A 26,110-nucleotide genomic window follows, 5' to 3' on the forward strand; every position below is an offset into this window, starting at 1 on the left:
TAAAAACAATGAAACGATTTTTTATAATAATATCAGTGCTGTTGCTGTATCAGTTAACATCAGCACAAGCATTACAACTGACCGATGTTTTAAATACCATTCAGCAATCATATCCTTCATTAAAAATGTATGATGCTGAAATACAATCATTGGATGCCGCAGCAAAAGGAGCAAGGAACTGGATGCCACCGCAGGTTTCAACAGGCTTATGGATGACGCCCTATAATACGAGCCTCTGGAACGGCGCGAAAGCAGATGGCAACATGCCTGCACAGAATGGCATGGGCAGCTACATGATAAGTGCGGAGCAAATGTTTCCCAACAAAAAGTACAATGATGCGAATGAAGCATACATGAAAGCGATGTCTTCTGTTACGAAAGAAAATAAAGAAGCGGCTTTAAATGATCTCTTTGCTGCTGCAAAGAAGAACTATTATGAATGGATTATTCTGGAGAAAAAAATATCGGTACTCGCTGATGATGAAAAGCTGCTGCAGTTTATAATAACGAATGCCGAAACAAGATATAAAAACGGGTTGGGCAAAATAAGCGCTTATTACAAAGCAAAAGCATCGCTTGGCAACATTGAAAATATGCGCGTAGAATTAGAAAATGCAATTGTCCAAAAACGCATTGCACTGAACACGTTGATGAACCGTAACCAACTTACTCCTTTCTCTATTGATACCAATTATGTAATTAAAGATTATTCAACCATGGTGTTTGATAGCACTTTATTTTATAATAAACGCAGCGATATAAATGCAATTGATAAAAACATTCAGGTTGCCAACCTCAACCAGGAGGCGGAAAGGCAAAGCCTGAAACCGCAGTTTGGTGTGCAATACGCACACATGTTTGGCTTTGGAGGTTCACCCCAGATGTTCAATCTGATGGGCATGGTAAAAATTCCGGTGAACTGGTCAACCAGAATGAACAGGGCAAACATTGAAAGCCTGCACTGGAAAGCGCAATCGCTGCAGGAGCAGAAAGCTGCTATGGCAAACGAATATGCAGGCGCTGCTTACGGAATGCAGCAGGATATTACGGTAAAGAAAAAACAGGTGCAATTGTATGAGAACAATATTTTAGCTGCTTTAAGAAAGAACTATCAAAGCAATCTGTTGGCCTATGAACAAAATACAGAGGAACTGTTTGAATTGTATGATGCCTGGGAAACATTGAACAATACACAGCTTGAGTATTTAGACCAGGTGCAGCAATTGTTGAATATGCAGGTTGATTTGGAGAAATTATTAGAGATTAAATGACGTGTTATGAAAAAATCAATTTTAATATACCTTATTGCTTTTATTGCTACTGCTACCATTATATCAGCTTGTAACAGTAAGGTGAGCAAAGAGACAAATACTACGTCTTCATCTGAGGATGTATATACCTGCTCCATGCATCCGCAGGTAATAGCACATCATCCTGGCAATTGCCCTATCTGTGGCATGAAGCTGATTAAGAAGAACGCGATACCTGTTGCGCTGAATAATATAGGACTGGAAACTTTACTTAAGCCAACCAATGAGTTTGTAGTGGCATCCCTGCCGGTTACCACACCGCAGGATAGTAGTATCAATATGCGTGTAAAAGCTTACGGCACTATTGAAGCAGATACCAGAGCAGCCGGCTCTATTGCTGCACGAGTGGAAGGAAGAATAGAAAAATTGTATTTGCGTTACCGCTATCAAAAGGTAGAAGTAGGGCAGAAAGTAGCTGAAATATACTCACAGGAGTTAGTCACCGCACAGGAAAATTTGTTGTTCCTGCTAAAGAATGATGCACAAAACACTTCTTTTATCAACGCGGCAAAACAAAAGCTACTGCTGTTAGGCATGAGTGCAGCGGAGTTAAATAAAGTAGTTACAACTGGTGAGCCTTTGTATAGTGTTAGCATATATAGCAACTATACTGGCCATGTACATGATGCGGGCATGAGTAGTAATGGAAATGAAAACGAGATGAATAATGCTGCACCTGTCACACAAGAGCTATCGTTGAAAGAAGGCATGTATGTAAATAAGGGGCAAACCTTGTTTATGATTATGAATCATCATAAGGCGTGGACAGCTTTGCAAATCTTTCCAAATCAACAATCGGTAATAAAAAAGGGCAATGCGGTAACCATCACTCCTGAAACAGACACCAATGCTGTAATTAATGGCACCATTGATTTTATTGAACCTTTCTTCCGAGGTAATAGCAAAACCCTTACTGCACGTGTATATTTTCACAACATGGAAATGCTGCCTATTGGTAGCCAAGTAACGGCAAACATTTATACAGGCGCTCAGCAAGGTTTATGGCTGCCACAAACCGCAGTGCTTGCGCTGGGAAGGAGTGAGGTTACGTTTCTTAAATCTAATGGCGGTTTTATAGCACATCAAGTAACAACAGGTACTCGTACAGACGACAAAGTGCGGATACTTTCAGGATTGAACGCTACTGACACTGTTGCAACTAATGCGCAGTATCTAATAGATAGTGAAAGCTTTATACAAACTGCCTCTAAATAAATTTTATGAGAAGAAATTATTTAAATACACATTGGTTGGGTGGTATAATTTCTGTTATCAAATCCTTCTTGCACTGCAAACAAATACTATGGATGCTTAGCGGAACTTTATTAGTTGTGTTGCTTTTCTCGTCGTGCAAAGAACAAAAAGGCAAAGCAGGTGCAGACATGGCGAAAACAAATACAACTGCCAATAAAGACGTGTATTATACTTGCAGCATGCATCCGCAGGTACATGAAGAACTTCCTGGCAATTGTCCGATTTGTGGAATGAAACTGATTGCTGTTCCTAAAACAAGTGCAAGTAATAATATGCAAATTCACCTAAGCGAAGAACAAATAAAGCTTGGAAATATTCAAACCGATACGGTTGGCAAAGGAAATATTGGCGAGCAGATGGTTCTAACCGGCACCTTGAACTTTAACCAGGACAAGCTCTCTACTGTAAGTGCAAGAGTAGAAGGAAGGATTGAAAAGCTTTACTTTAAAACGACAGGTGACTATGTTGTCAAAGGAGCAAAGCTGTATGATCTATATAGTGAGCAGCTTAACAATGCTAAACAGGAGTATGTTCATGTAATAGAACAGGAAAGTGTAATGGGCAATTCATTGATCAATTATGAGGCACTGATGGAAAGTGCCAAAAATAAATTGTTGCTGTGGGGAATGACGGAAGGGCAAGTTGTCGACCTTGCACGAACAAAACAGGCATCCTCTCTTACTACCTTTTACAGCACAGAAGTAGGATTCATTACTACCATTAACGTGAATGAAGGGGAATATGTAATGGAAGGAGGTCCTATTGTTCAGCTTGCCAATCTTTCTACCATTTGGGCAGAAGCACAGGTATATACCACACAAATGGCTTTTATTAATGAAAGTGAAAATGTATCGGTGCAAATTCCTGATTTGAATAAGACAATTAATGGAACAATAACCTTTATCAATCCTGAAATAAATCCGGAAACGAGAATAAATCTGGTAAGAGTTACTATTCCCAATAAGGATAACCAATTGCATCCCGGTATGCCGGCATATATAATCGTCAATAATAAAAAACGTAATGCTATCACTCTTGCTGCTGACGCTGTATTAAGAGACAGCAAAGGAGCGACTGTTTGGGTACAGACAGCATCGGGAGTGTATGAGGTACGTATGGTAAAAACGGGTATGACCGAAAATAATGCAGTAGAAATAACATCTGGTATTAGTGCAGGCGATGTAGTAGTTACAAGTGGTGCTTATTTGTTGAATAGTGAATATATTTTTGAACATGGTTCAGACCCAATGGCAGGCATGAAGATGTAGGTGAAAGTCCCTCATAAAAGGAGTGGTATTGCAATTAAAGGAAGAAATTGTATCATTCCATACCAACGTAAATCCCCTTTTCCTGCCTGCTCTGTTGTTATCCAATAAACAACAGATAGCACACCTAAAATATTCAGAATGATAAAAGCTGAATATCCTTTTTGATCATATTCTCTATCGTAAATAATAAAGGAGAACAAAGACATGATGATTATGGTTATAGGAATACGGTCATACACCAACGAATAATTATTTGGGTGGAGGTGATAATAGCCGCTTCCTATAGCCAGAAGCAAAAAGCCAATGAAGATAGAAGCACAGATAATTTTTAGCCTTTTTTCTATTATATTCCTGGTGATGCTTAAACCTAATAATGATATAAATACGAAAGGAAGGTTTGTTATTACATTTAAGAAATTTGAAATTCCGAACATCGTTCGGCTGTCAGCAAAGTTGTGATAGGAGGGATTTTGTGCTATCGGTTCATGAATTAGCAAAGCTATAATAATTAGCAACCCTATAGATGGAAGAATGTAGCTTTTGTTTATCCTCATGTTAGGTAATTAGGTATTATAAAATGTACACAACCTTATGTCAATAACTTTCGTAGACTCGCTTAGTCTATAATATCCCGTTATGCAGTGGCAAAAAATAAACTTCTGTTTTTCCTGTAGGATGATAAGAAGGTTTATATATGATATAAGAATAACGCTCAAGTTCTCTTAAACATTTATGATAGGTAGTTTTTGCATTAATTTTTGACAGCAGCATCAATTCCTTTCGCTTAACTACTATTGGGTTGATAAAATGGCCTTGTTCCCAATATTGGTAAAGAACGGCATAAAGACAAAGATGAGGCATCTTTATCCTTTCATCTGTGGCAAGGTGTTTAAAGAGGATACCTAAATTATTCATCCTAAAAGTATTTTGGAGCAATCAAAGACTTTGAATTCTTAAACTAAAGCAAAAAGATTTTACTACCCTCAAAACGATTAAAGGAGGGAACATACCTTATGAACCCGTATTCATGGAGCTGTCGAATATTCTTGTGATATGTTCCCTCACAGGAGATTTTTGCCAAATACATTAATTCCCTCTTAGGTATAACTAAGGGATTTACAATGTTATGTTCTTTAGCATATTGTATAATAGCAACAAATAAACTAATATGTGATGGAGCAATACGGGGATCATTCCGAATGTTGCTAATGAATACTACCATTTTACTGTCAATCTCTGTTTTTGCTGTTTCCATGTTAATTATCTTGTTCTAAAATTCTTTTTACATCTTCTTGTTTATAGTATAGTGTACCTCCAACTTTTTTCGATTTAAGCTTTCCGGTAATACGTAATGATTGAATTTTTCCGTTAGAACAGTTTAATAGTTTCCTAACCTGACTTGTTTTTAAAAATTCAATTGATTCATTACTGGATTGCTTATCATAACTTAGAATCTCTTTTATGTCGTTTAATAACTGAATTCTGAAATTTTGCAAATCTTCCCACGTAACAATCTGCACTGCCATACTACCTCATTTATTTGCTTGATATATACAATTTTCACTTCTGCACATTACGTTGTCTTTTGGGCTTCTTCAACGTCTTGTCTCCTTCCTGTTTCATTGCTTTTGTTTCCTTTTGTGTCTGCTCTGACTTTTGTTCCTGCTTAACAGATTGCTCCTGATTTTGAAACAGATCTTTTAAAGAAACCCGTTGACCGGCATGGTTGTAGGCTGACAGTGTTTTAAATGCTACGTTCGGAGTGATAAAGAGCTTTTCTTCTTTGCCTGCAATCTCAAATGCAGCAGCCTGCAGGTTACCTCTTTCCAGCGATCTGATTAATTGTTGTTTGCTCTGCTCATCAGCCAATTCTTTTATCGGATATTTAGCTAATACTTTCTCTAAATCGTATCCAAAGTTTTGATGATACTGCTTCATTTCATAATTGCCATTTTGCGTTGTGCTTTTAAAATCCAACTGCAACCAGGCTCCATATTTTTCATCTTGTTTATTGGTGAGTGTTTTATGAACAGCACGACCTTCGAGCAGATTATAACCTTCCTTCAGCGTGATAGAACTGCCCTTATTGATGTAGAACATTTGCCTTGCCCTGATTTCCTGCTTGTCATTTAATAACTGCAAATCATACCGGTTAAAGAAATACATTTCGGAATCAGCCCCTTTTTTGAAATGCAATGTTGCAATCACATCATCTTTTCCGAAGGTCTTCTTTTGTGCCAATTGAAACTCGGGTGCACCCTGAGATATTTTGTTAGCTAAATCTGCATTAAACGTATCACCAAAACCTGTGTTCTTTAGTTGTTCTTTCAGGTATTCATAATTCTTCTCATTCATAGTATAATTTTTAAAGTTTTGAATAGGTATTTTAAAGTGATTTTATCTTAAGCATCGTTTGATGACTGATAGTAAGCGTCAGCAATCGACTTCCTGAGCTTTCTCCTATTTGAATAATTAGCTCTTTTCTATTCGGAACCGTAAACGGTGAGAAAGCAAATACATAGGATTGGGTAAAGTCGTTATCGGCCTTTTTTAAAGGGGTTTTGTACAAAGGCGTTATTTCAATTTGTTGTGTTGCCGTGCGTTTTGCCGCTTTGGTATCTTGTATAAAAAAGCGGGCGTAAACAGGTGTAAAGGAGATAGATGATTTATTAGTTACTCCGATTTGCAACCACATCAGGTCATTTTTAATAAAAATATTATTCAGCGACATCCTTATGTTTTGCACCCAAACATGTTTATGTAATGCATGTCTTTTGCTTTTAATGGTGGTTGCAATTGTTGTAAATGCCGCTTCTGCAAGTGGCAGATTCTTTATAACAGCCTTTTCCGTACTGTCTCCCACAAAGGAGAAATTTAATATCGGAGGATCTGCATTGAAATTGACTATAAAGGAATAAAAGTGTCCATCGGTGGTAATAACTGTTACATTTGTTTCTTTAAAGTTCTGCTCGCCTGCTTTTAGTTGTAAGATGTTCTCAACACCTTGTGCTTTTTGTGCAAGAACTGCAGCACTTCCTATATCCACGTTTTTTATTGCAAATGGAAATATTACGTTGCTGGTCTTGTCATAACTGATATTGATTCTATAGGGCGTAATACTTTTAGGTAAATACTGAGCAAACAAAGTAGTTTGTTGAAGTAAACACAGTGCTCCAATCAACACTATTGCAATTAACTGTTTCATTGATTTATTATTTTAAATATTACTGTTGCTGATTATCGTCTTTAAGTAGAACCTTATATCCTGCCCTGATAGTTACTTTGATTTGTTTAACCTTTTTATCAATAAGCGTTTTAGCTGCTGTGATGCCTGCGTTAGCAGCCTGCACACCAATAGAAGGATCAAGAGAAGCAATTCCAAAATTGTTCACTGCTTCACTTCCTGTTTGTTTAGCAACGTCCCTGCTTACAGAGCCAGGGATGTATATGCCGGCAATACCGTCTAAATCGTATACAGATAAAGCAACCGGCAGCAGATTATTTTGATAATGAATGGAGTTGATAGCAATCCGTAATCGTTCTGCATTCAGAGATGCGGTGCCGTAAATAAATGTGCTTTGAGGCACCAGCATGCCATTTACATAAATATCATTCGCTAAACACAACTTAACAGTCGAGCCATTAATGATAGTTTGTGTTTCCTGTATTTTCGCTTCAATAATATTTTGTTTTTCCTCAGTGACAGTATCATTTTCCAAAGAATGAAATGCATTTTGTTTTACATCTTTATTTTCTTTATTACTACTTATCTTTTTGATTCTTTTGGGAGCTTGTAACAGCGATAAATAATTATCTGCATCTCTCGACACAACCCGAAAAACAGATTTTTTATTTTTTTCTGACGTTTGTTGAGCCGTTTCCGTAATTCGTTCAGGATGTTGAATAGCCAATATCTTATCCATTATGCCATTCAACTGTTGAGTTTCCGGATCAGCCTCTGAATCTGGTTGGTTAATAACTTGCAGCATTTGTTCAAGTCTTTTCACGTCGTTTGATGAAATGCCAGGAACTCTTTGCTCCACCGCACCTTGATGAACATCAACTTTCTCTTCCTTATTACTATTATTTAAAACGGCATTTAACTGAGCAAGCTTTTGATTCACTTTGTATTCATTAGGGTCTTCAAAGCTTTGTGGCATAGGATTATAAGTAGAAGATGAATTGTATTCATACGCTGGTGGCGTGTTTACACTATCTTTCCCCATATGAAAGAAAGGATCATTTTTAATAGCTTCCCGGTACTTCGCAGAATCTTTCTCTGCCTGTTCATAAAAGGAGAGCTTATTCCAGCTTTTGTTTTCTTTCAACTTCGCATCCGGAAGATGCATATTCAATCCACTGGTTGTAGCAGACGCCTTTGCCTCATCAGCACCTATCACACCCAATGACCAAAACAAAAAAGTGAGAAATGGAAGAACAATTAATGGCATTATCAATAGAAATTGCCGCTTTTTCTTTTGCTTGTCTGTACCTATTGTTGATAATTGTTTCATGATTAATGAATTAAAAGTTTGTAAGTCGTTCAACCATAATGATGCTATCCAGCAGATGAGGTCTGCACCTCATAATGCTGTCATAACGCAGGAAATTATTTTTCTTTAAACTATCTAATTGGCGATGAAAGTTTTTAATGCGGTGTAATGTAGTTGCGTCACCTGAATAGGTTGTAGCCGGCTTTAGTACGGGTGTACTGATATATTGAAAGTGAATTTCAGGTTTATGGTTAAAGCAATAAAGCAACTTAATAGACAGTGCAAGTGAAACGATAACACAAAAAGTCAGTATAAATATTGCTAATCTGCGCGGTTGTATATGATTCGTTTTTTTAGTTAGGTAAATAGCAAACTGCTGCAGCTTTTTACTTACATACATGGTAAGATTAGTGGTAATACTCCTGCCGCATTGCTTTGCATCTTTCAATTTTTTAAATTGGGTAAGCATAAATATTATTTTTAATTCTGACGAGCTTCCGTTCTTATATCTTTATTCTCAACGGTAATCCAACGCTCTATTAAAAAACCGTGTGGATTATTATCACTCCGTGATACATTTCGTAAGTACCCTTCCGTAATGAGTGAGCGGTAAACAATGCTGGTGGTGCGGATAATTTTTTGTATAGCAAAGCACCGGAAGTAATAGGGATATGTATTTACATCAACCTGCACACTGTCTATATCAATCTGTTGACTAATATTACCTGCAATGATGTTTGAATAATACCCATTCTCCTTTAAATCCTCATATTGCCGTTTTGCAGTTGCATCTGCCAGATACAGTGCTTTCGTAATATTATTTTGTATCACTTTATCATCGGGATCTAATGAAAAAAAGTACTGATGAAATGTTTTGATATGATCTCTTGCTTCCACCGGTATATTATCTTTTCTATCGGCAGTCAATGCTTCCAATGCTTTACCATTAGCTAACACATACACTTTGCTTTGAGTAATAGCAGCTAATTGATAGCTTTTAAACAGCACAAATCCACATAGCAGAAAACAACACACTACCACTACTGCTGTAAACATCTTAACATGTTGGAAAGCCGTTTCTATATTCTTCATCTTGGTAAACATGATTATTCCATTTTATCGTCACCGGATAATTTATTTCGCATATACCCCTGCAGCTTACCAAATGCTCTTCCGGCATGATGATACATGCCAGTACCACTTGACGGAGTGTTATAGCCATCGCGTAGGCTACCAGAGGAATTCATAAGCATTTGCTCACCTTGATTCAGACGGTTCATGCCATTAGCAATAACTGAAGTACCGCCTGAAATAGCACCACCGGCAGCACCCATTGTTAACGCTGTGGCTTTGCTACCAATGGCATCACCTCCACCGCCAACGTGCATGATATAATTTGCAATAGATGGAACAGAAAAGTATCCGATGATACCAATGACCATGAAGATGAGATAACCCATATCCGTATTACTGAAATAGGTTTCACCCCAGGTATTCACCTGCGCAATATCTATCTTCAGCATATTTTCCTGTATCTTCCCCATAACGCTGCCGAATATGTTGGCAACAGGCAACCATAAGAACACATTGATGTACCGTGCAAGCCAGTGGCGAAGCGTATGATGAAAGCCATCAAACACGCTGAACCCAAAGACAAGCGGACCAAGGATAGCGAGAATGATGAGGTTGAAGGTGCGAATAGTATTGATGCAAAGAGAAGCGGCAGCATACAACACCTGCAAAATCTCGCTCATCCATTCCTTTATTGAATTACGGAAATTGTAGGTAGCTTTTGCCATGGCAAACTTGATGTCATCTCCAATGCTTTCAAATGTGCCTTCATCGGAAACATCTTTGCCGGGGTGTGTATATTCATACCATTTGTCACGATCTCCTTCGCCCGACTCACCAACATACATTTGGTACAGATAGGACTGCTTTACCGCTTCTTCTTTTTGTTTTAATAGAAAAGCAACTGCTTCATCAGAATTGGTAACCATAGCGGAGGTAGCTACAACTGTTGGCTGCATCACTCCGTTAATCATATCGATAACGGAAGGGAAAACCATAATTGCAAAACCAATAGCAAACGGTCGGAACAGGGGATAGAAATCAATCGGCTCTGCACTTGCCAAATGCCGCCATATTCGCGCTGCTATATACCATAAAGCTGCAAAGCCTGCTATAAGTTGCCCTACACCAATAAGCTGCGAACACAGGGGAATCATTTGATTATATAACCCGTCCAGTACACCATGCAAACTATATAGTTCATCTGTCAAGCCACCGCTATCATCCTGAGCCTGGGATAGAATAGGCAATACTATCCCCGTAACTGCCCAAAGGGCAATTTTTACGTTGTGTTTCATATGTTGTTTGATTTATTTTTTTATGCCATAAAGGCGATCCATTTGCAGTACTTCGCTTTGTTCCTTGTTGCGCTGCAAGAGGAGAACAGATGTCTTATTATTGAAACTTTGAAGAAATTGCAACTTGTCCTGCATATCATTATATACTTTATCAATGCCTGACAAACGTTCATCATCGCTCATGCGGAGTTGATTAGCGGTAATTAACATCGTTAGGTCATCTAAGCCCTTGAGAGATTGGCTAAACAGATTGTTATAGACCTGACCTAAGTACATTATTTCATCAGGATTGAGTAAGCCGCTTTGCTTGTAATGGTTGAATGCCGATTTATACTCTTTTACAATCTGAAGCTGGTCATTAATGATTTCCGGTATCTTCCAGTATTTACGAATTGTTGGACTAACCAGCCACAAGCCATCCAAAAAAGCTTCATGCAGATTAAAATTGCCTTGTGAAATATCCCTGATTGTGGAATACCCTTTTGATACAATTTCATAACCTTCTTTCATGTCCTTCAATATTCCCTTCATTTGCTCCAACTTGCTCCAATCAAGCAATAATTGTTTTGCTTCATAAGATTGCGCTGCAACTTGTTGTATACCTGCTAATAATAAGCACAGTATAATCATCTTTACATTCATATACGGCTTATTTGAGGTTGTATAAAGTTTTAACTCTAGCGGTTTCGTTCTGCTCTTGCTGCCTGCTGAGCACTAGTGTAGCTGATTGATTATTAAAGCTCTTAGCAAACAGATATTTACTTTTTATGTCTTTGTAGATAGCGTCAATTCGCTGCAATCGCTCGTCATCCTGTAATTGCAACTGATCATCTGTAGTGATTGAAATCAAAAGAGCAATGTCATTTGCACATTTATTTAATAAAGCAGTGAAAACAGAATAAATATATGCTACCTCATTACTATTTAGCATTTGACTCTGCTGCGCATTTTTATAACTGCTTTTGTATTCCGCTAAAACAGCAGATTGCAATGTTATGATATCCGCTATCCGGGAGTAATGTTGAATAGCAGGATTTATTTTTGAAAAAGAAGAAAAGAATGCCTGGTGCAAATTAAACTCACCATTCTTTAGATCGCTAATGGCAGTTAATCCTTGCTTAGCAATATCGTATCCTTTATTAAGGTAATTTGCATATACCTGGTAAGCTGCAATTTGTTGCGCTAAATACGTAAGCTGTGTTTTCTTTTGACGGAACCATTCATCATAGGTTTGGGCATATATACTAACAATTGAACCGTACAAGACAATAAGAAATAAGATTATTTTTTTCATTCTTCACATTTTCAATATTCACAAAAATTGTCACCTCAAAACTTCAAACTATCATAAGCCATACATCAACTTTACACTTGCTGCATCATTCGCATCTTTTGCCCGTTGCAAAGACAGTAGGACGTTTTGATTATTAAACTGGTGTAAGTCACTGTAATTTTTATCAACTTTTTCTGCCACGCTATTGATAATCTCAATCCTTTTTGCATCAGTCATTTGCGTAACAAAAGAATTTACTACCATCATCAACTGGTCAACATTTTTTACAGTTTCCTCTAAGATACCCGAGTAGATCTGCGACATATAACTTAGCTCAGCCGCACTGAAATGCTTATCATGTTGCATATTGTTCCAAGCATGTTTGTATTCAGCTACTAATTGCGCTTGTTTGGTTGAGATATCTTTAATTTGATGGTAATAAATAATGACTGACTTCACCTGGGATAAACCGTTGTAATAATCGCTATATAAGTCTTTCTGTTTTTCAACCCAATCGGTTATTTCGCCCAGGTGCAATTCACTCATGCTGTTTTCAATAACCTTCTGTGCGTTTTGCAACCAAATTGTTTTATTTTGAAGCCTTTGGACTTTCAAGTCTACTGCTTTTATAACCTTGGTAACGCCCTGTTTAATAACATCAGCAATAGGAATTTGAGCCTGTCCCTTTTGCGGAGCTATGCAGGCGAGTAACCATATACATATAATGATCATAAGCCTTTGCATACAATTTTAATTTACTTGGTGAACAATAGGGTTATCAAGGGATTACTTTGGTGTATTCGCTGCCACCTTCAAACAATCTCCCATTGCCGGGATCAAAAGAAAACGTCTTGCCGAGCCTTTGCTCATATAAATTTTGGGACTTCTCATCATATATTGCTTTCCAATTTTCTTCTGAATGCTGCTCCGGCAAAAGCTTATTGTTGCGAATGCGCTGATAAGCAGTTCTGTTTACAATAAGGTAGTCATTGCCTGCTGAACATTGTATAATCAATGTGTCGTACGCAATCAGGAATTCGTTTTTTACTTCCTTCACGTAAGTACCGGGGATAAACCTTTTGGTATTATCCATTCTTTTCCATGCATCTACACATCCTGCACAAAAGATCAAACCAGTGATACAAATTAATTTTAAGTGACTCATAGCTTTATTTTTAAATGATAAAATTTATAGTGTTGTCCTGTTTATATCTGCAACAAGTCTTTTAATACCCTTTTCCATGCTGCCGTACTTTTCAGTATATTCCTGTACTTTCAATTTTTCCCGTTCTTCAGTGGTGTACGTGAAATATTCTTCTGGTGATAATTCGTTCCTATATACTTTCATCACCTGTCCGCCAAGATCAATAAACACCTCTCTATACTTCTTTCCTGGCTCATTGTTACGGTTAACAGACAATAAGATCGTTTTGCCTTTATCAGACAACCCTAAAGCTGCTTGCAAAGCATCGAACTTGTTCATGAACTTTCGCATGTCCATGAGTACTTTAATATCAGCGTTGTTAATGATAGCCTCTTTAATAACCGGCGAGCTAATCACATCATCTAATTCTTGTGTAACAACTACTGCTATCCCATTAAACTTTCTAACCGTTTTATACACGTACTTTATAAACTCCGCCATACCAGCCTTTGTTATTGCTTTCCATGCTTCTTCTATCACCAATACTTTACGAGCGCCTTTCAGCTTCCTCATTTTTGAAATAAAAAGCTCCATAATAATGAGTGTTACAACAGGAAACAGTATGGGATGATCCTTAATATTATCCAGTTCAAAAACAATAAACCGTTGTTGCAATAAATCGAGGTTCTCTGTAGCGTTTAGTAAATAATCAAATTCACCGTCTTTGTAATACGGTCGGAGAACATATAAAAAGTTATTGATGTCAAAATCCTTTTCTTTCACCCGATGATCTTTCAAAACCAGTACATAAACTTCTTCCAGGTATTCGTAAAAGGTGTTGAATGAAGGAAAGACATGTTGGTTTTGAAATAACCAGTCATAATATCCCTGCAAGGCATTAGACAAGGCTACATATTCGGCACGATTAAAACTTTCATTTTCCTTTTTCCAAAGGGAGACTAATAGCGCTTTTAAGCTTTCCTTCTTTTCTGTATCCAATGGTTCACCGGCAGCTATATAAAAAGGATTGAACCGGATGGGGTTTGCTTCGGTATAAGTAAAGTAGTAGCCATTTAATAAGGTACACAGCCCCTTGTAACTGCCTCCGATATCTACTATTACTGCGTGAGCACCGGCATCATACAATGAGCGGGACAGGTGATTGGTGAAGACGGATTTACCACCACCTGAGCCACCAACAACAATCATATTCCGGTTGGTGATAATCCCCCTTTCCATTGGCTCATCAAACAAATCAACGTTTACTGGTCTGCCGTATAAACGCTCAGCCAACCGTATTGAACAATGTTTGCCATCCATATAAGCTGTATCACTATTTAGGAAACAGGAGGCCTGATCTGTGAATGTTTCAATTACATGATCTTTCGGTAAATCAGCAGCGTTGCCGGGAATGCCTGCAAAAAACAACTGTGGTCCACAAACTGTTTCGAACTTTGGAACAGCATCTATTTGTGCAAATGCAGCTCTAACTACTTCAACCTGCATATTTGCTTCGTTACGGTCCATTGCAATTGTCATTACTGTTACATTCAAAAAGCAAGGTCTTTTACTGTCTGCCGTAAGTTCCTGTAAGTATTCATTAATTGCCTGATTGGAGATGGCATTTTCACGCGAATACCGGGCAAGTGAAAAGGTATGTCTTGCCTTGCGTTCATTGCGTTGCTTACTTTCGTTTGCACTATGTAAGAGAACATATGTAGTGGTGACATGATCCACCGGCAAAAGCATTCCTAAATAAGAAGCATAGCTAACAGGGAATAAGCTCTTATCGGTACTGTATGCGTCATGTGTTATCCGGGAAGAACAAAAAGTGGGAAAACTGTTTATATCCGCAAGTGTAAAGAACCGGCAAATAGTATCTCCAATCTTAACTCCCTCTTCCAAATCGATATCCTTCACTAACGGCTTATATTGATCCCCAATCTGAAACAAGTACTGTTCAATAATACCAGCCCTTTTATCATCACTCAATAACTCACCATCGGTTAATCTTTGCAATTGTATGCCAGCTTCCTGCATCAATCTTTTGAATTGATTGACGTTGCCTTCCCACTCCTGCAGCAGGTTAGCGCTTATTGTCTGTTCAGGAACAACAGAAGAACGAAGCAGGTTATTGAATCCTGAATCAGACATGCGCCTGTTGACAGGCATCTTGACAACACTAATAATACATTCATGTTCAAAATAAGTTCTGCCATTAAAAAAGGTATTACTGGCTGTTGCTAAAAAGCTCGCTTCTATTGTGTTACCTGAAAAGACTTTCTTTCTGTAATGATCCTGTTGTACAAACAAGCTATTGTCCGGCAATGAATTAATTGCTTTGATTCTTGCCTGGTTAAGCCTTTCATATTCTTCATTAGAACGGGTTAAACATTCAGGATAAACTGCCCGAAAAAGAGCAGTAATATCTCCATTCTTTGATGCTATACAATTGTGCTCTACTGTTGCAATCGGAATCTGTTCTTCCAGCCACTTTTCCATACACTAATGTTGAATTAAAAATTTTCTTGATCTGCTTTTAAGCCTCTCTGGAATGCTTCTCTTTGCTTTTCTTTGCATCCAGCCGAATTGGCCGTACTTATTATTTAGCTTATATACATAGTAGAATAATAAAGCTCCCAAACTAAGTCCGGTTAGCACAGACAAGTAAGCGTTTAAGCCAGCTATATACATAATGCTGAAGAGAATAAGTAGCCCTACTAAACCGCCAGCTAAATACCAGATGTACTGTGCTTTCAAACCATTGAATTCAAGTGGTTTGTTTACGCCTTTGTTAATGGTGTAAATGGTGTTACCCATGCCTTACCGTTTATATACCAAAGAATGATTTTAATACGGTAGCCACCACTACCAAAAACACACAGGAACCAAACCAGGCAGCCGCCGTAGAGCCGGTATCAGGATGACCATTACTCCATTTCTGATACACTTTAACAGCCCCTACTAATCCTACAATAGCACCTATGGCATACATTAAGTTTGTCCCGGAGTCAAAGTAACTTTTCACCATATCGGTTGCCTGATTGATACCGGCATTGCCATCCTGCGCCTGCGCATAAAAATTTAATCCGGCAGCAATCATTATCATTGCTGCTCTTTTAAGGCTGTTCTTCTCTTTCCTCATTCCTTTTCCAATACACTTTTTCATTTTCTCTTGTTTATGATTTAATAATAGACTACTTAATTAACCTGTTGCTCCTGCCTCTTAAACCAGCAAACAGAGGCAGGAAGACAAACAGGCATAATTACCCTTGCATAGTGTTTTACACACGCACTTTTACTTTCTGCTCTTCACTTATGCAGGGCTATTGTTTCCATTCAGCCATTCCACAACTCACTTAATTCATCTGCACTTAAATGAATGGAACAATTATTTTCTGAAGAGATAGCGATTAACTGGCTGAGTTCATACTGCGAATCGCTACCGATTAAAGAAGGATATTTTTGAATGATTTTCTGGAGATGCTGAATTAATTCTTCCTTGACAATATCATCACCACACGAACAAGTATAAGCCTGTATTTCATCTGCAAAAGCTTGTGCACCAGGCGTAAAATCCTGATCTTCATCCTTGGGCTGTAGCTCTTCTTCCTCCATTGCTTCCCCAAAAAGATTAAGACTTGTGCTATTGGCAATTTTCATTTCTTCTGTGGATAAAGCAGATATTGAATGTGAAGTATCAGCTATTTTCATTGTCGAAACCCGGGTGAAACTCTTTCGATAGAAAAACAGCACAACAAAATAATAGATAGCCAAACATACACTTACTATCAGGGCATAGCTCGCCCATGTCAATGATATATTCATAACACACATTTTCTTATTTCACAATATCAGGCAGTAGAATTACAATCCGACCTAAGCCGATAGAGGCGGCTTTCTTTCTAAAATCAACATCCTTAGCTGATTCACAATAAAGAGCAGTAGTAACAATGAGAAGAGTATTAATAACACTAAGGGAACAGATTCCCGGAGTGTATTGTAGTTATAACTTGCACCTGGTTGTGTAAAGAACCGAAGCAATGAGAAAATAAAACATAATGCGCCGGCTAATCGTATTAGGTAAACTGTACTTCTTTTTTTGATAGAGATTGAAGACAATAATAGTACCATACCAAGCATACCGAGTATGGAATGCAACACACCATGTGGCAACCCCAATAATAGAACAAATATGTAAAAGAACGCAGTGGATTTACCGCTGATTATTAGAAAACAAAATAGCAGGCAAATGGTTACCGGATGTACCAAAATTTTGAATGCTGATTTCATAAAATTAATTTTTATTCGCCACATTTTCCATGACTATCTCCTGACTTTCCTGCAGAGCTCGGAACGTTTGGAGTACCTTGAGTTGTGATTCCAGAAACTTGCAGGCGCTTGATTTCATTATAAAGCCCTTGTGGGGTGTTCATTAATTCGTAACTCCCTGCTGTAATGTACTTGGGAATTGACAATTGAATATAGGATGAAGCGTTATATACACTAAGTGCAAAATCGGTGCAGTTCCACGTGTTTATGTCATAATCTGTTGTCTGTAAAGATTCCAATTTATTAATTGTTGTTTGAAACTGAGTGCTGCTGAGTGTTTTAGTGAGAGAAGCATTAAACTCATGGCCACCATTATCTACAATTTTACTCTCTGTTGGATAGTTTCCCAAAACCTTGAAGCCGACCTTAGGGTAAAATCCAAAATTTTGCTGGACGCTTATTCCACCTGATGATTTTGTAAGCTGAATGAAGCTATGCCCCGGAGATGTAGTGGCCCAGTTAAACATTTCAGATGGGTCAGTATCTACCGGAATATCTGAATAGATTGCTACTTGGTAAGTAGCATTTAAGTCTGAAACTGTACTGAAGCATTTGACATAATCTTCTACTTTAATCGGCATGTCATCATTGGATTCTACTTCAATGATGATTGTATTATCATTGCTGCCATCATTATAACTACTTCCACCGCCCCCAGCACTACCATAAGTATAACCACCGCCACCACCATAACTATAATCATCAAAAAAGAAGTCATACCAGTACCAATCACCCGTATAGCTGCCATCGTATTTATAAGAAGTAACCACCACTTCCGGTAATTCCTGCTCACCAGCCGGTTCTTCTGCCTTCATTGTGGAGTTCGTACTGGATTGTTTCTTCCACCTGCCATTTACAACCTCTTTCGTAACCTTATTGCTCCCATTGAGGGATTTGATTACAACTTGCCCTTGAAATGAAGTATTTTTCGTGCTGCGGTTGTTGTTGGCTTTATTTACATGAATGATTTTACCTTGCCTGATGTTTCCTAAACTATCTGTTTTTAATAAAAAGAAATCCGTAGCTATATCTTTTTTCTGGAAAGCACCTCTTACAAAGTAGCCATCGCTTTGTGCATCTTTGCTTTTGAACAATTGATTTATATCAATTTTGGAGAAATCGCTCTGGGAAAGGCTATCTTTCAATTGAGTTTTAACTCTCTGGAAAAATGTGTTACTGGTAGTTACAATATCATTCATTGGCAAACCCATCTCTTTCCTACAAGACGTAACAACTAAAAGAGTTGCCATAGTTACAATCAGGTGTTTCATTTCTATCTGCTTTTATGATGTAAAATTAGCTTGCAGTATGTGAAGGTTATATTGGAAAATTACAAGAAATTGAGTTGGAAAATTACAAGATTTTAACTCGCGAATTTTGCCTTGATCTTACTAAGATAAGACTCATCAATATTAAGATAACTTGCAATATATTTAGCCGGAAGTTGCAGCGTGATATCAGGTTGCGTTTCCATCAGCAACGCGTACCGTTCAGAAGCTGTATTGAGTGAAAGAATACGCTGCCTTTTTTCACTTTCAACATAATATTTCTCCAGTAGAACCGCCCGATGAAAATTGAATTCGGGATATTTTTTATAAATATCATGCAACTCGGTATAGGTAATTGACCAGGTAATGCTATTGTCAATTGCTTGAATGTACTGGTAACTTTTAATCTGCCGCAGAAAACTTTCAACAGAAATAACCACATTACCTGCATCCATAAACCAAATGCAAATTTCCTGTTCATCTCTGTCATAAAAGCATCGCACTATACCGGATTCGAGGAAATGTATGCAGTTACTTACCTGCCCGGCTTGTAAAATATACGATCTTTTCTTGAAGGTATTACGCTTTAATACGCTGTTAAGATGAGTTTGTAAAGCCGTAGATAATGGCGCAATCGAGTTTAACATCTGAATCAACTTTTCCATACAACACAATTCCTTTTCACTCAAAATATTAATAAAGGTTAGCTTGTTTTCGAAGGAAGTAGGAAAGAAAAATGTCCATTAAGGAAGCAAATCTTTTGGATTCACATTCAGTGCCTGAGCAATGAGAGGCAGATAAGAGAGACTACAATTCACCTTGCCAAGTTCTATACGGTTGATCTGGCTATCAGGAATCCCGCAATCAAAGGCTAATGAAGCTTGTGTGATGTCTTTTGATAGCCTGATTTCCCGAATCCTTAAGCCAACCGCTGAAAGAAAACCATCGTCTCTGTAATATCTATTTGAAACTGCTTTTGGCACACTTCAAAAAGAAAGCAAGAAAGGAGTATAAAAAAGAGCGAATTCGCCTTGATTTTAAAATTTATTTATAGAAGCCATTTTAGAAAACGAGCAAAGCACCGTTGACACAGCCTTATTGGTTGATATACCTATTGATAAATATTAAGTCAGTTAGCGTTTTTCTTTATGCTGCTTAATTAAACCTCATCAATATTTAAATAGGTCTGGCTATGTATTTAGAGGGGAAGTAAAATATCATTTATAATTTCCAGTAATTGAGTATACTGGTCTCATGCAGAATTGAGTGAAAGCATTCGCTGCCATTTTTTACTTGCTACAAAGCATTTCTCGATAAGAGTGGCCCGGTGTAGATTAAATTCCGGGTACCTCTTGTATATATCCTGTAGTTGCTGATAGGTAATAGACCACGTAATACAATCTTCTACAGCCTGGATGTATTGACTACTCTTAACCTGACGCATAAAGCTCACTGCTGATATTACTACATTTCCAGCCTGCATGAACCATATATTTATTTCCTGAGCACCATTGTAGTAGAAACCCCGCACCAAACCTAATTCTATGTAATGAATACAGTTGCTTACTTGTCCTGCCTGCAGCAAGTAGGAATCTTTTTGAAAGCTGTTCCTTTTAAGAATATGCTGTAGATGGCTCTCGAGTGCAGGCGATAACGGCGATATGCTGTTTAATAACTGAAGTACCTTTTCCATACAACACATTTTCTATTTGTTATAAAATATCGAAGTAAGTTGGAGGAATATAAATGGTAGGCGATGTTGATCTGTAACCCTTTCCATATTACAACGGCGGAAGTAAATCCCTTGGAGCAACCTTTAAAACTTCTGCAATCCGATATAGCATAGACATACTAAAATTAACCTTCCCATGTTCCATCCTGCTTATTTGACTGTCATCCACCTTGCATTCTTTTGCAAGCACTCCGATGGAAATATCTTTAGATAATCTTATTTCTTTCATTTTGGCTCCAATGAATGCCAGCAGTTGCTCATCCCTATAATATCTCTGTGAATTACTTTTTACCATATACCAAAGAGATGAAATTCAAATAACTTGTACAAGGGAGAATACTCCCTATTTTTTTAATCTTTAGCATTACTAATTGTGTGGAATTCATTCACTTTTAGCTCGAAATACCCTTTTTATTTCTTTCAGAATAGACCTTAATAAGCAAGTCCTAAGGACCGAGTTAAATAAAACTTTACTATTCTTAAGTAGTAATCACAAATTTTGTATATTCCCTACTTAAAAATAATTTTGAAACTATAATTACTTTTTGCATCTTTGTAGCTGTATTACAAAGGAAAAAATTTGAAACTAAACTTAGAAAATATAGCAATACTTCAAACTGGCGTCTTTGCAAAACCGGTAAAGAGTGGTGAGATTGCTTATTTACAAAGTAAACATTTTGATGAAAATGGACAATTGACATCTGTCCTTTATCCGGATTTGAAGCCGAATAACCAAACAAATAGGCATTTGCTCAAACCTGGTGACGTTTTGTTTGCCGCCAAGGGATTAAAGAATTTTTCAACATTATATGAAAGCATGGATATCCCTGCAGTCGCATCTACCTCATTTTTTGTCATTCGTTTACAGGAAAATTTTCAAAGCAAAGTATTACCGGAGTATCTCGTTTGGTTTTTAAATCAGCCTGCCTCCATGCAATTCTTAAAAGGGAAAGCTACAGGTACTTCTCTTCCTTCTATATCAAAAACAACTTTGGAGGAGTTACAAATTTCAGTTCCTGATTTAAAAACACAGAAAATAGTTTTAAAAATTGCACAATTGAAAGACCAAGAAAAAAGATTAAAAGCTGAGCTTGAAATTCTTATAGAAAAGAAGATGCAACAACAGATTATTAATGCCATAAACAAATGATATGAAGATAGATATACCATGTCCAAGCTGCGGTTGCCAGTATTGCGAAGCAACCACTAAATCAGGTGAAAAGGTGCAGATTGAAATATGCAGGTGTAACGATGGAAGCGGTGAGTTTGAAGTCGCAATAATACATGCCACTTCCGCGAATCCGGTTTATGAAAAGCATCAATGTTCTGAAACTGATATAGCAAACTGCCTTGCTTCCAGATTTGATATTAATTTAAACAGTATGAATCATCAATGCTTTAACTAATACACAATGGTCAAAATAACTCAAAAAGATATCAACGATGCAGTTTGGAAAGCTTGCGATACGTTTCGCGGCAGTATAGATCCCAGCATATACAAAGACTATGTGCTTACGATGCTGTTTATTAAGTACCTCAGCGATGTACATGATGATAAATTGGAAGCGTACCGCCAAAAATATAACAACGATGAAGAAAGGGCCAGGCGTGCCATGAAGTATGAACGCTTTGTGGTGCCAGAACATAGCCATTTTAAATATTTGTTTGACCACCGCAATGAAGCCAATATAGGTGAGTTGATTGATATTGCTCTGGAGGATTTGGAAGAGGCTAACCGGGAGAAATTGTATAGTGAAGACGGCATAGGCATTTTCCAAAATATCAGCTTCAACAGTAGTGTTCTGGGGGATACAAAAGATAAAAATACAAGACTAAAGAACCTATTACTTGACTTTAATAAAAATAGTCTTGACCTGCGACCATCGCATCTGGCAGGTACTGATATAATTGGTGGTGCCTACATGTTCCTGATTGAAAACTTTGCCAGCGATGCCGGTAAAAAAGCGGGTGAGTTTTTTACCCCAAAAGAAGTTTCAACACTTATTGCCAAACTTACCAAGTCCGCCCCCGGCTCACGTATTTGTGACCCCACCTGCGGCTCTGCATCACTTTTAATTAAGGCGGGTGAGGAAGTTGGTTCGGATAATTTTTCGCTGTACGGGCAAGAGGCTAATGGCAGTACATGGGCATTAGCAGTGATGAATATGTTTTTGCATGGCTTTGATAATGCTACTATCCGTTGGGGCGATACTATCCGTAATCCAAAGCTAAAGGAGGGCGATGCACTAATGAAGTTTGATACGGTAGTGGCCAATCCGCCTTTTAGCTTAGATAAATGGGGAAAGACAGAAGACAGGGAAGAGAATAAGTCAGCAGATAGCTTCGACCCTGAAACGGATAAATATAACCGGTTTTGGCGTGGAATACCACCAAAAAGTAAAGGCGATTGGGCTTTTATCAGTCACATGATTGAGACGACTTATGAAGGCACCGGCAAAGTAGGCGTGGTGGTGCCGCATGGTGTATTGTTTCGTAGTGCCAGTGAAGGAAAGATAAGGCAGAAAACCATCGAGGAAAACATATTGGAAGCAGTTATTGGGCTACCTGCCAACCTGTTTTTTGGTACCGGCATACCTGCCGCAATCATGATTTTTAATAAAGGCAAAGGAGACAATAAGAACGTGTTGTTTATTGATGCCAGTAAGCATTATGAGAGTGCCAAGAACCAGAACCGGCTTCGCGAACAGGATATTAGCCATATCGTTGATACTTACAGGAAGTTTAATGCAGGGCAATTGCAGCCCGGTTTAGTAGAAGCCAGGTTTAGCTATGTAGCCACTTTTGAACAAATAAGAGAGAATGAATTTAACCTTAACATTCCCCGGTACGTAGACACCTTTGAAGAAGAAGCCGAAGTAGATATTGCAGCGGTACAAAAAGAGATTGACCGACTGGAGGATGAATTGAAAACAGTACAGGCAGAAATAGCAAAATATTTAACCGAACTCACATCTTAACACAATGATTTACCCCGAAAAAAGACAGCAGGTAGATGAACTCCAGCAAAAAATAAATGCTTATGGAGAGTTAAGGGCTACAGTTAAAAAGAAGATTAACTATAAGTTCAGGCTCGACTGGAACTACTACAGCAATAGTATGGAAGGCAATACCCTTACTATGGAAGAGACCCGTAGTGTAATGGTAGGCAACCTTACTGTTGGAGGCAAACCTATAAAAGATGTGCTGGAGATAAAGGGACATGATGAAGTAATAAGCGAGATACTGCGGATAGGCAAAAGCGAAGTGCGGCTTTCTGAAAGAAGGATACGCGATATACATAAAGGTATTATGTATGAAGAAAATGAAACAGAGCGGGAGAAAATAGGCAAATGGAAAACGGAACCAAACTATGTTATCAATTATAAGGGGGAAAGATTTGATTTTGCTCCGCCTGCAGATGTACCAGAACTTATGCATGAGTTATTGAATAGAACCAATGCAGCTATTGATGCCATTCAGCAGGGAAAGAAGGATGCGCCGCACCCGCTGGATGTAGCCTTACAGTTTCATTTGGATTATGTGCTCATTCATCCTTTTTACGACGGTAATGGCAGAACAGCACGGATACTTACCAATTTACTACTGATCTCTTTTGGTTATCCACCGTTTTGGATAAATACCGGCGAACGAAAAATATATAACCAGTACATAGCCGATATACAGGGGTATGGAGGTAGCCCTGACTTGTTTTATGATTTTGCAGCCGGCTTGGTATTGCGATCACAGCAAATAATATTAGATGCAATTAATGGCAAGAGTATAGAAGAAGATGATGATACTGATAAGCAGATAGAATTATTCAAAAGGTCTTTAAGCAAAAAGAATGAAAGTAATAAAATAAGAGCACTTGAACATATACATTCTATTCTAACCCATTCTGGTGTTTATTTAATTGAAAGGCTAATTAAGACCTTATCAAGGTTTAATGATTTGTTCCATAAAACAGAAACCCGCTTTATATTTTCAAATCAGGAAGGAAAATTTTACGACATAAGAAAAAGAATGGAGGGTTATATGCGCGCGATAGATGAGCAATTTCCAGACTCATTTGTGAACTGGATTGAAAAAAAAGGCAATCTGGATTTCATAAGTTTCGGAATTGAATTTTATTGGGAGGGATATAAATTATCTACGCCGCCTTTTAATGTAGGTGTTTACGTGTACTTCAGATTTGATAATTATTCCTATCAAATTTTACGTGATACAACTTTTAACGATACTGACAATTACTTTGAATGCAGTTACGAAGAACAACTTGCAAAAGAAGATATAAACTTAATTGTATCAAAAGTTGCCAATGATATTATTAACGAAATAAAAGAAAAGCACCTTGAATTCTAATCGCAACCATTTGCAAAGCATAAAGACTTTTTACACCACAACTGTTCCAAGCGATTGGGATACCCCTGAGTTTGGTAAAGAATTTTATTTTCTAAAAACATTTTCACACTCACGAGAGCAATTGACCAGCAAAAAAACTGAGGATGAAATCTACAATATTCACTACGGAGATATTCATGCAACATTTAAAAATAAAATTGTAGACTTCGAAATTGAGGAGTTCATTCCATTTTTAGCTGATGGATTGATAAGGGAAGAAAGTATTAGAAATAGCGAATTTCCGGCCCTAAAAGACGGCGATTTAATTATAGCTGATGTTTCCGAAGATTACGCAGGTATTTGTGGCTGTATAGAGTTGAAAAATGTTAACGGAAGAAAGGTGATTGGTGGTTTACATACGTTTGCAGCAAGAGCAAACGAAAGTAGTATTGCATTAGGCTTTAGAGCATATGTGTTAAGTCATCAACAGGTAATTAGAGAGTTGCGAAGAATAGTAACTGGGACTTCCGTAAATGGTATTTCTAAAATAGGCCTTTCAAAGTTAAAAATTGCTCTCCCACCTCTTGCAGAACAAAAAGCAATAGCTCACATCTTGAGTTTAATGGATAGCTCAATTACCAGTAACAATCTTCTCATTACTCAAAAAGAACTTCGCAAAAAATGGATGGTGCAGAACCTATTAACAGGTAAGATAAGGCTAACGGGGTACACTAAAGATTGGGAAAACAAAACTTTAAAAAAGCTTGTTACTCCTGTTAAAAGAGCACTCAATCCGATTCAAGATGAATTATACCAACAAATAGGAATTCGTTCCCATGGAAAAGGTTTATTCTATAAAGAGAAAGTTACCGGAGCAGCACTTGGCAATAAAAGTGTTTTTTGGGTAGAGCCAAATTGCTTTATTGCAAATATTGTTTTTGCATGGGAGCATGCAGTTGCAAAAACAACCGAAGCAGAAACAGGCATGATTGCTTCTCATCGCTTTCCAATGTTTAAGCCAAAAGAAGGAGTGCTTCATTTAGACTATTTGCTGTACTTCTTTAAATCTTCACGTGGCAAACAATTGCTTGAGCTTGCTTCTCCTGGTGGTGCCGGGAGGAACAAAACATTAGGACAATCAGAGTTTTTAAAGCTCAATATACCTGTACCCTCATATGAAGAACAAACAGCTATTGCGCAAGTGTTATTAGCAGTTGATAAAGAGTTGCAACTGCTTAAAGCAAAAACTGAAAAGCTTAAAGAGCAAAAGAAGGGTATGATGCAGGTGCTTTTGACGGGAAAGAAAAGACTAAAAATTACATAATA

29 protein-coding genes are annotated in these 26,110 nt (G+C 37.7%); 7 read left to right on the forward strand and 22 right to left on the reverse strand.

What is annotated here, in order from left to right; all coding sequences use genetic code 11:
- Window positions 1-8 precede the first annotated feature (8 nt).
- From FC093_RS17245 to FC093_RS17255, 3 genes are read left to right on the forward strand one after another with little or no spacing between them, the layout of a single operon-like run.
- Complete coding sequence (locus FC093_RS17245) at window positions 9-1,271, forward strand: TolC family protein (protein WP_137263059.1); 1,263 nt, start codon at window positions 9-11, stop codon at window positions 1,269-1,271.
- Between the two features lie 6 nt (window positions 1,272-1,277).
- Complete coding sequence (locus FC093_RS17250; protein ID WP_206106607.1) at window positions 1,278-2,525, forward strand: efflux RND transporter periplasmic adaptor subunit; 1,248 nt, start codon at window positions 1,278-1,280, stop codon at window positions 2,523-2,525.
- 5 nt (window positions 2,526-2,530) lie between these two features.
- Window positions 2,531-3,832, forward strand: coding sequence for an efflux RND transporter periplasmic adaptor subunit (locus tag FC093_RS17255; RefSeq protein ID WP_206106608.1), 1,302 nt, complete (start codon window positions 2,531-2,533; stop codon window positions 3,830-3,832).
- A gap of 11 nt (window positions 3,833-3,843) precedes the next feature.
- Here FC093_RS17255 and FC093_RS17260 read toward each other — a convergent pair whose 3' ends face one another.
- The 22 genes from FC093_RS17260 to FC093_RS24650 form a co-directional block, all read right to left on the reverse strand.
- Window positions 3,844-4,386, reverse strand: coding sequence for a ceramidase domain-containing protein (locus tag FC093_RS17260; protein WP_137263060.1), 543 nt, complete (start codon window positions 4,384-4,386; stop codon window positions 3,844-3,846).
- A 67-nt stretch (window positions 4,387-4,453) separates the two neighbouring features.
- The gene (locus tag FC093_RS17265) at window positions 4,454-4,747 is read right to left on the reverse strand and encodes a hypothetical protein (RefSeq protein ID WP_137263061.1); all 294 of its coding nucleotides are present in this window, start codon (window positions 4,745-4,747) and stop codon (window positions 4,454-4,456) included.
- A 341-nt stretch (window positions 4,748-5,088) separates the two neighbouring features.
- Window positions 5,089-5,358: a helix-turn-helix domain-containing protein gene (locus FC093_RS17270; protein ID WP_137263062.1), complete on the reverse strand. Its 270-nt coding sequence runs from the start codon at window positions 5,356-5,358 to the stop codon at window positions 5,089-5,091.
- A 34-nt stretch (window positions 5,359-5,392) separates the two neighbouring features.
- A complete protein-coding gene (locus FC093_RS17275) occupies window positions 5,393-6,187 on the reverse strand; it encodes a hypothetical protein (RefSeq protein WP_137263063.1) in 795 nt (264 codons plus the stop codon).
- Window positions 6,188-6,218: 31 nt separating this feature from the next.
- Window positions 6,219-7,037, reverse strand: a complete 819-nt coding sequence (gene traN, locus FC093_RS17280) for a conjugative transposon protein TraN (RefSeq protein WP_137263064.1) — start codon at window positions 7,035-7,037, stop codon at window positions 6,219-6,221.
- Between the two features lie 19 nt (window positions 7,038-7,056).
- On the reverse strand, window positions 7,057-8,346 hold the full coding sequence (traM, locus tag FC093_RS17285) for a conjugative transposon protein TraM (RefSeq protein WP_137263065.1): 1,290 nt from the start codon (window positions 8,344-8,346) through the stop codon (window positions 7,057-7,059).
- A gap of 10 nt (window positions 8,347-8,356) precedes the next feature.
- Complete coding sequence (locus FC093_RS17290) at window positions 8,357-8,794, reverse strand: hypothetical protein (protein WP_137263066.1); 438 nt, start codon at window positions 8,792-8,794, stop codon at window positions 8,357-8,359.
- 11 nt (window positions 8,795-8,805) lie between these two features.
- Window positions 8,806-9,429: a conjugative transposon protein TraK gene (traK, locus tag FC093_RS17295; protein ID WP_137263067.1), complete on the reverse strand. Its 624-nt coding sequence runs from the start codon at window positions 9,427-9,429 to the stop codon at window positions 8,806-8,808.
- A gap of 2 nt (window positions 9,430-9,431) precedes the next feature.
- Window positions 9,432-10,694: a conjugative transposon protein TraJ gene (gene traJ, locus FC093_RS17300; protein WP_137263068.1), complete on the reverse strand. Its 1,263-nt coding sequence runs from the start codon at window positions 10,692-10,694 to the stop codon at window positions 9,432-9,434.
- Window positions 10,695-10,706: 12 nt separating this feature from the next.
- Window positions 10,707-11,336: a TerB family tellurite resistance protein gene (locus FC093_RS17305; RefSeq protein ID WP_137263069.1), complete on the reverse strand. Its 630-nt coding sequence runs from the start codon at window positions 11,334-11,336 to the stop codon at window positions 10,707-10,709.
- A 7-nt stretch (window positions 11,337-11,343) separates the two neighbouring features.
- Window positions 11,344-11,988: a hypothetical protein gene (locus tag FC093_RS17310; protein ID WP_137263070.1), complete on the reverse strand. Its 645-nt coding sequence runs from the start codon at window positions 11,986-11,988 to the stop codon at window positions 11,344-11,346.
- 51 nt (window positions 11,989-12,039) lie between these two features.
- The gene (locus FC093_RS17315; RefSeq protein ID WP_137263071.1) at window positions 12,040-12,711 is read right to left on the reverse strand and encodes a conjugal transfer protein TraI; all 672 of its coding nucleotides are present in this window, start codon (window positions 12,709-12,711) and stop codon (window positions 12,040-12,042) included.
- Between the two features lie 34 nt (window positions 12,712-12,745).
- Window positions 12,746-13,132, reverse strand: coding sequence for a hypothetical protein (locus FC093_RS17320; protein ID WP_137263072.1), 387 nt, complete (start codon window positions 13,130-13,132; stop codon window positions 12,746-12,748).
- Window positions 13,133-13,156: 24 nt separating this feature from the next.
- Window positions 13,157-15,613 carry a TraG family conjugative transposon ATPase gene (locus FC093_RS17325; RefSeq protein ID WP_137263073.1) on the reverse strand — a complete coding sequence of 819 codons (2,457 nt, stop codon included), beginning with the start codon at window positions 15,611-15,613 and terminating at the stop codon, window positions 13,157-13,159.
- A 3-nt stretch (window positions 15,614-15,616) separates the two neighbouring features.
- Window positions 15,617-15,931, reverse strand: a complete 315-nt coding sequence (locus FC093_RS17330; protein ID WP_137263074.1) for a DUF4133 domain-containing protein — start codon at window positions 15,929-15,931, stop codon at window positions 15,617-15,619.
- 10 nt (window positions 15,932-15,941) lie between these two features.
- A complete protein-coding gene (locus tag FC093_RS17335; RefSeq protein WP_137263075.1) occupies window positions 15,942-16,280 on the reverse strand; it encodes a DUF4134 domain-containing protein in 339 nt (112 codons plus the stop codon).
- A 170-nt stretch (window positions 16,281-16,450) separates the two neighbouring features.
- Window positions 16,451-16,939: a hypothetical protein gene (locus FC093_RS17340; RefSeq protein ID WP_137263076.1), complete on the reverse strand. Its 489-nt coding sequence runs from the start codon at window positions 16,937-16,939 to the stop codon at window positions 16,451-16,453.
- 476 nt (window positions 16,940-17,415) lie between these two features.
- Window positions 17,416-18,714, reverse strand: a complete 1,299-nt coding sequence (locus FC093_RS17345; RefSeq protein ID WP_137263077.1) for a hypothetical protein — start codon at window positions 18,712-18,714, stop codon at window positions 17,416-17,418.
- Window positions 18,715-18,806: 92 nt separating this feature from the next.
- Window positions 18,807-19,376, reverse strand: a complete 570-nt coding sequence (locus FC093_RS17350) for a Crp/Fnr family transcriptional regulator (protein WP_137263078.1) — start codon at window positions 19,374-19,376, stop codon at window positions 18,807-18,809.
- A 78-nt stretch (window positions 19,377-19,454) separates the two neighbouring features.
- Window positions 19,455-19,694: a helix-turn-helix domain-containing protein gene (locus FC093_RS24645; RefSeq protein ID WP_170971135.1), complete on the reverse strand. Its 240-nt coding sequence runs from the start codon at window positions 19,692-19,694 to the stop codon at window positions 19,455-19,457.
- A gap of 269 nt (window positions 19,695-19,963) precedes the next feature.
- Window positions 19,964-20,404 carry a Crp/Fnr family transcriptional regulator gene (locus FC093_RS17360; RefSeq protein ID WP_170971136.1) on the reverse strand — a complete coding sequence of 147 codons (441 nt, stop codon included), beginning with the start codon at window positions 20,402-20,404 and terminating at the stop codon, window positions 19,964-19,966.
- An 88-nt stretch (window positions 20,405-20,492) separates the two neighbouring features.
- Window positions 20,493-20,738 (reverse strand): helix-turn-helix domain-containing protein, encoded by a 246-nt coding sequence (locus FC093_RS24650; RefSeq protein WP_137263080.1) that lies wholly within the window; start codon window positions 20,736-20,738, stop codon window positions 20,493-20,495.
- A 285-nt stretch (window positions 20,739-21,023) separates the two neighbouring features.
- Between FC093_RS24650 and FC093_RS17370 the strand changes: the two genes are divergently transcribed.
- The 4 genes from FC093_RS17370 to FC093_RS17385 all read left to right on the forward strand — a co-directional run bounded on the left by FC093_RS17370 (window position 21,024) and on the right by FC093_RS17385 (window position 26,108).
- Window positions 21,024-21,593, forward strand: coding sequence for a restriction endonuclease subunit S (locus FC093_RS17370; protein WP_170971137.1), 570 nt, complete (start codon window positions 21,024-21,026; stop codon window positions 21,591-21,593).
- A gap of 262 nt (window positions 21,594-21,855) precedes the next feature.
- Window positions 21,856-23,421, forward strand: coding sequence for a type I restriction-modification system subunit M (locus FC093_RS17375; RefSeq protein WP_137263082.1), 1,566 nt, complete (start codon window positions 21,856-21,858; stop codon window positions 23,419-23,421).
- 4 nt (window positions 23,422-23,425) lie between these two features.
- Entirely contained in the window at window positions 23,426-24,805 is a 1,380-nt protein-coding gene (locus FC093_RS17380; protein WP_137263083.1) for a Fic family protein, read from the forward strand.
- Complete coding sequence (locus FC093_RS17385) at window positions 24,795-26,108, forward strand: restriction endonuclease subunit S (RefSeq protein WP_137263084.1); 1,314 nt, start codon at window positions 24,795-24,797, stop codon at window positions 26,106-26,108. The genes FC093_RS17380 and FC093_RS17385 overlap by 11 nt, the downstream gene beginning before the upstream one ends.
- Window positions 26,109-26,110: the final 2 nt, after the last annotated feature.

The organism is Ilyomonas limi (assembly GCF_005233845.1).
Lineage (GTDB): Bacteria > Bacteroidota > Bacteroidia > Chitinophagales > Chitinophagaceae > Ilyomonas > Ilyomonas limi.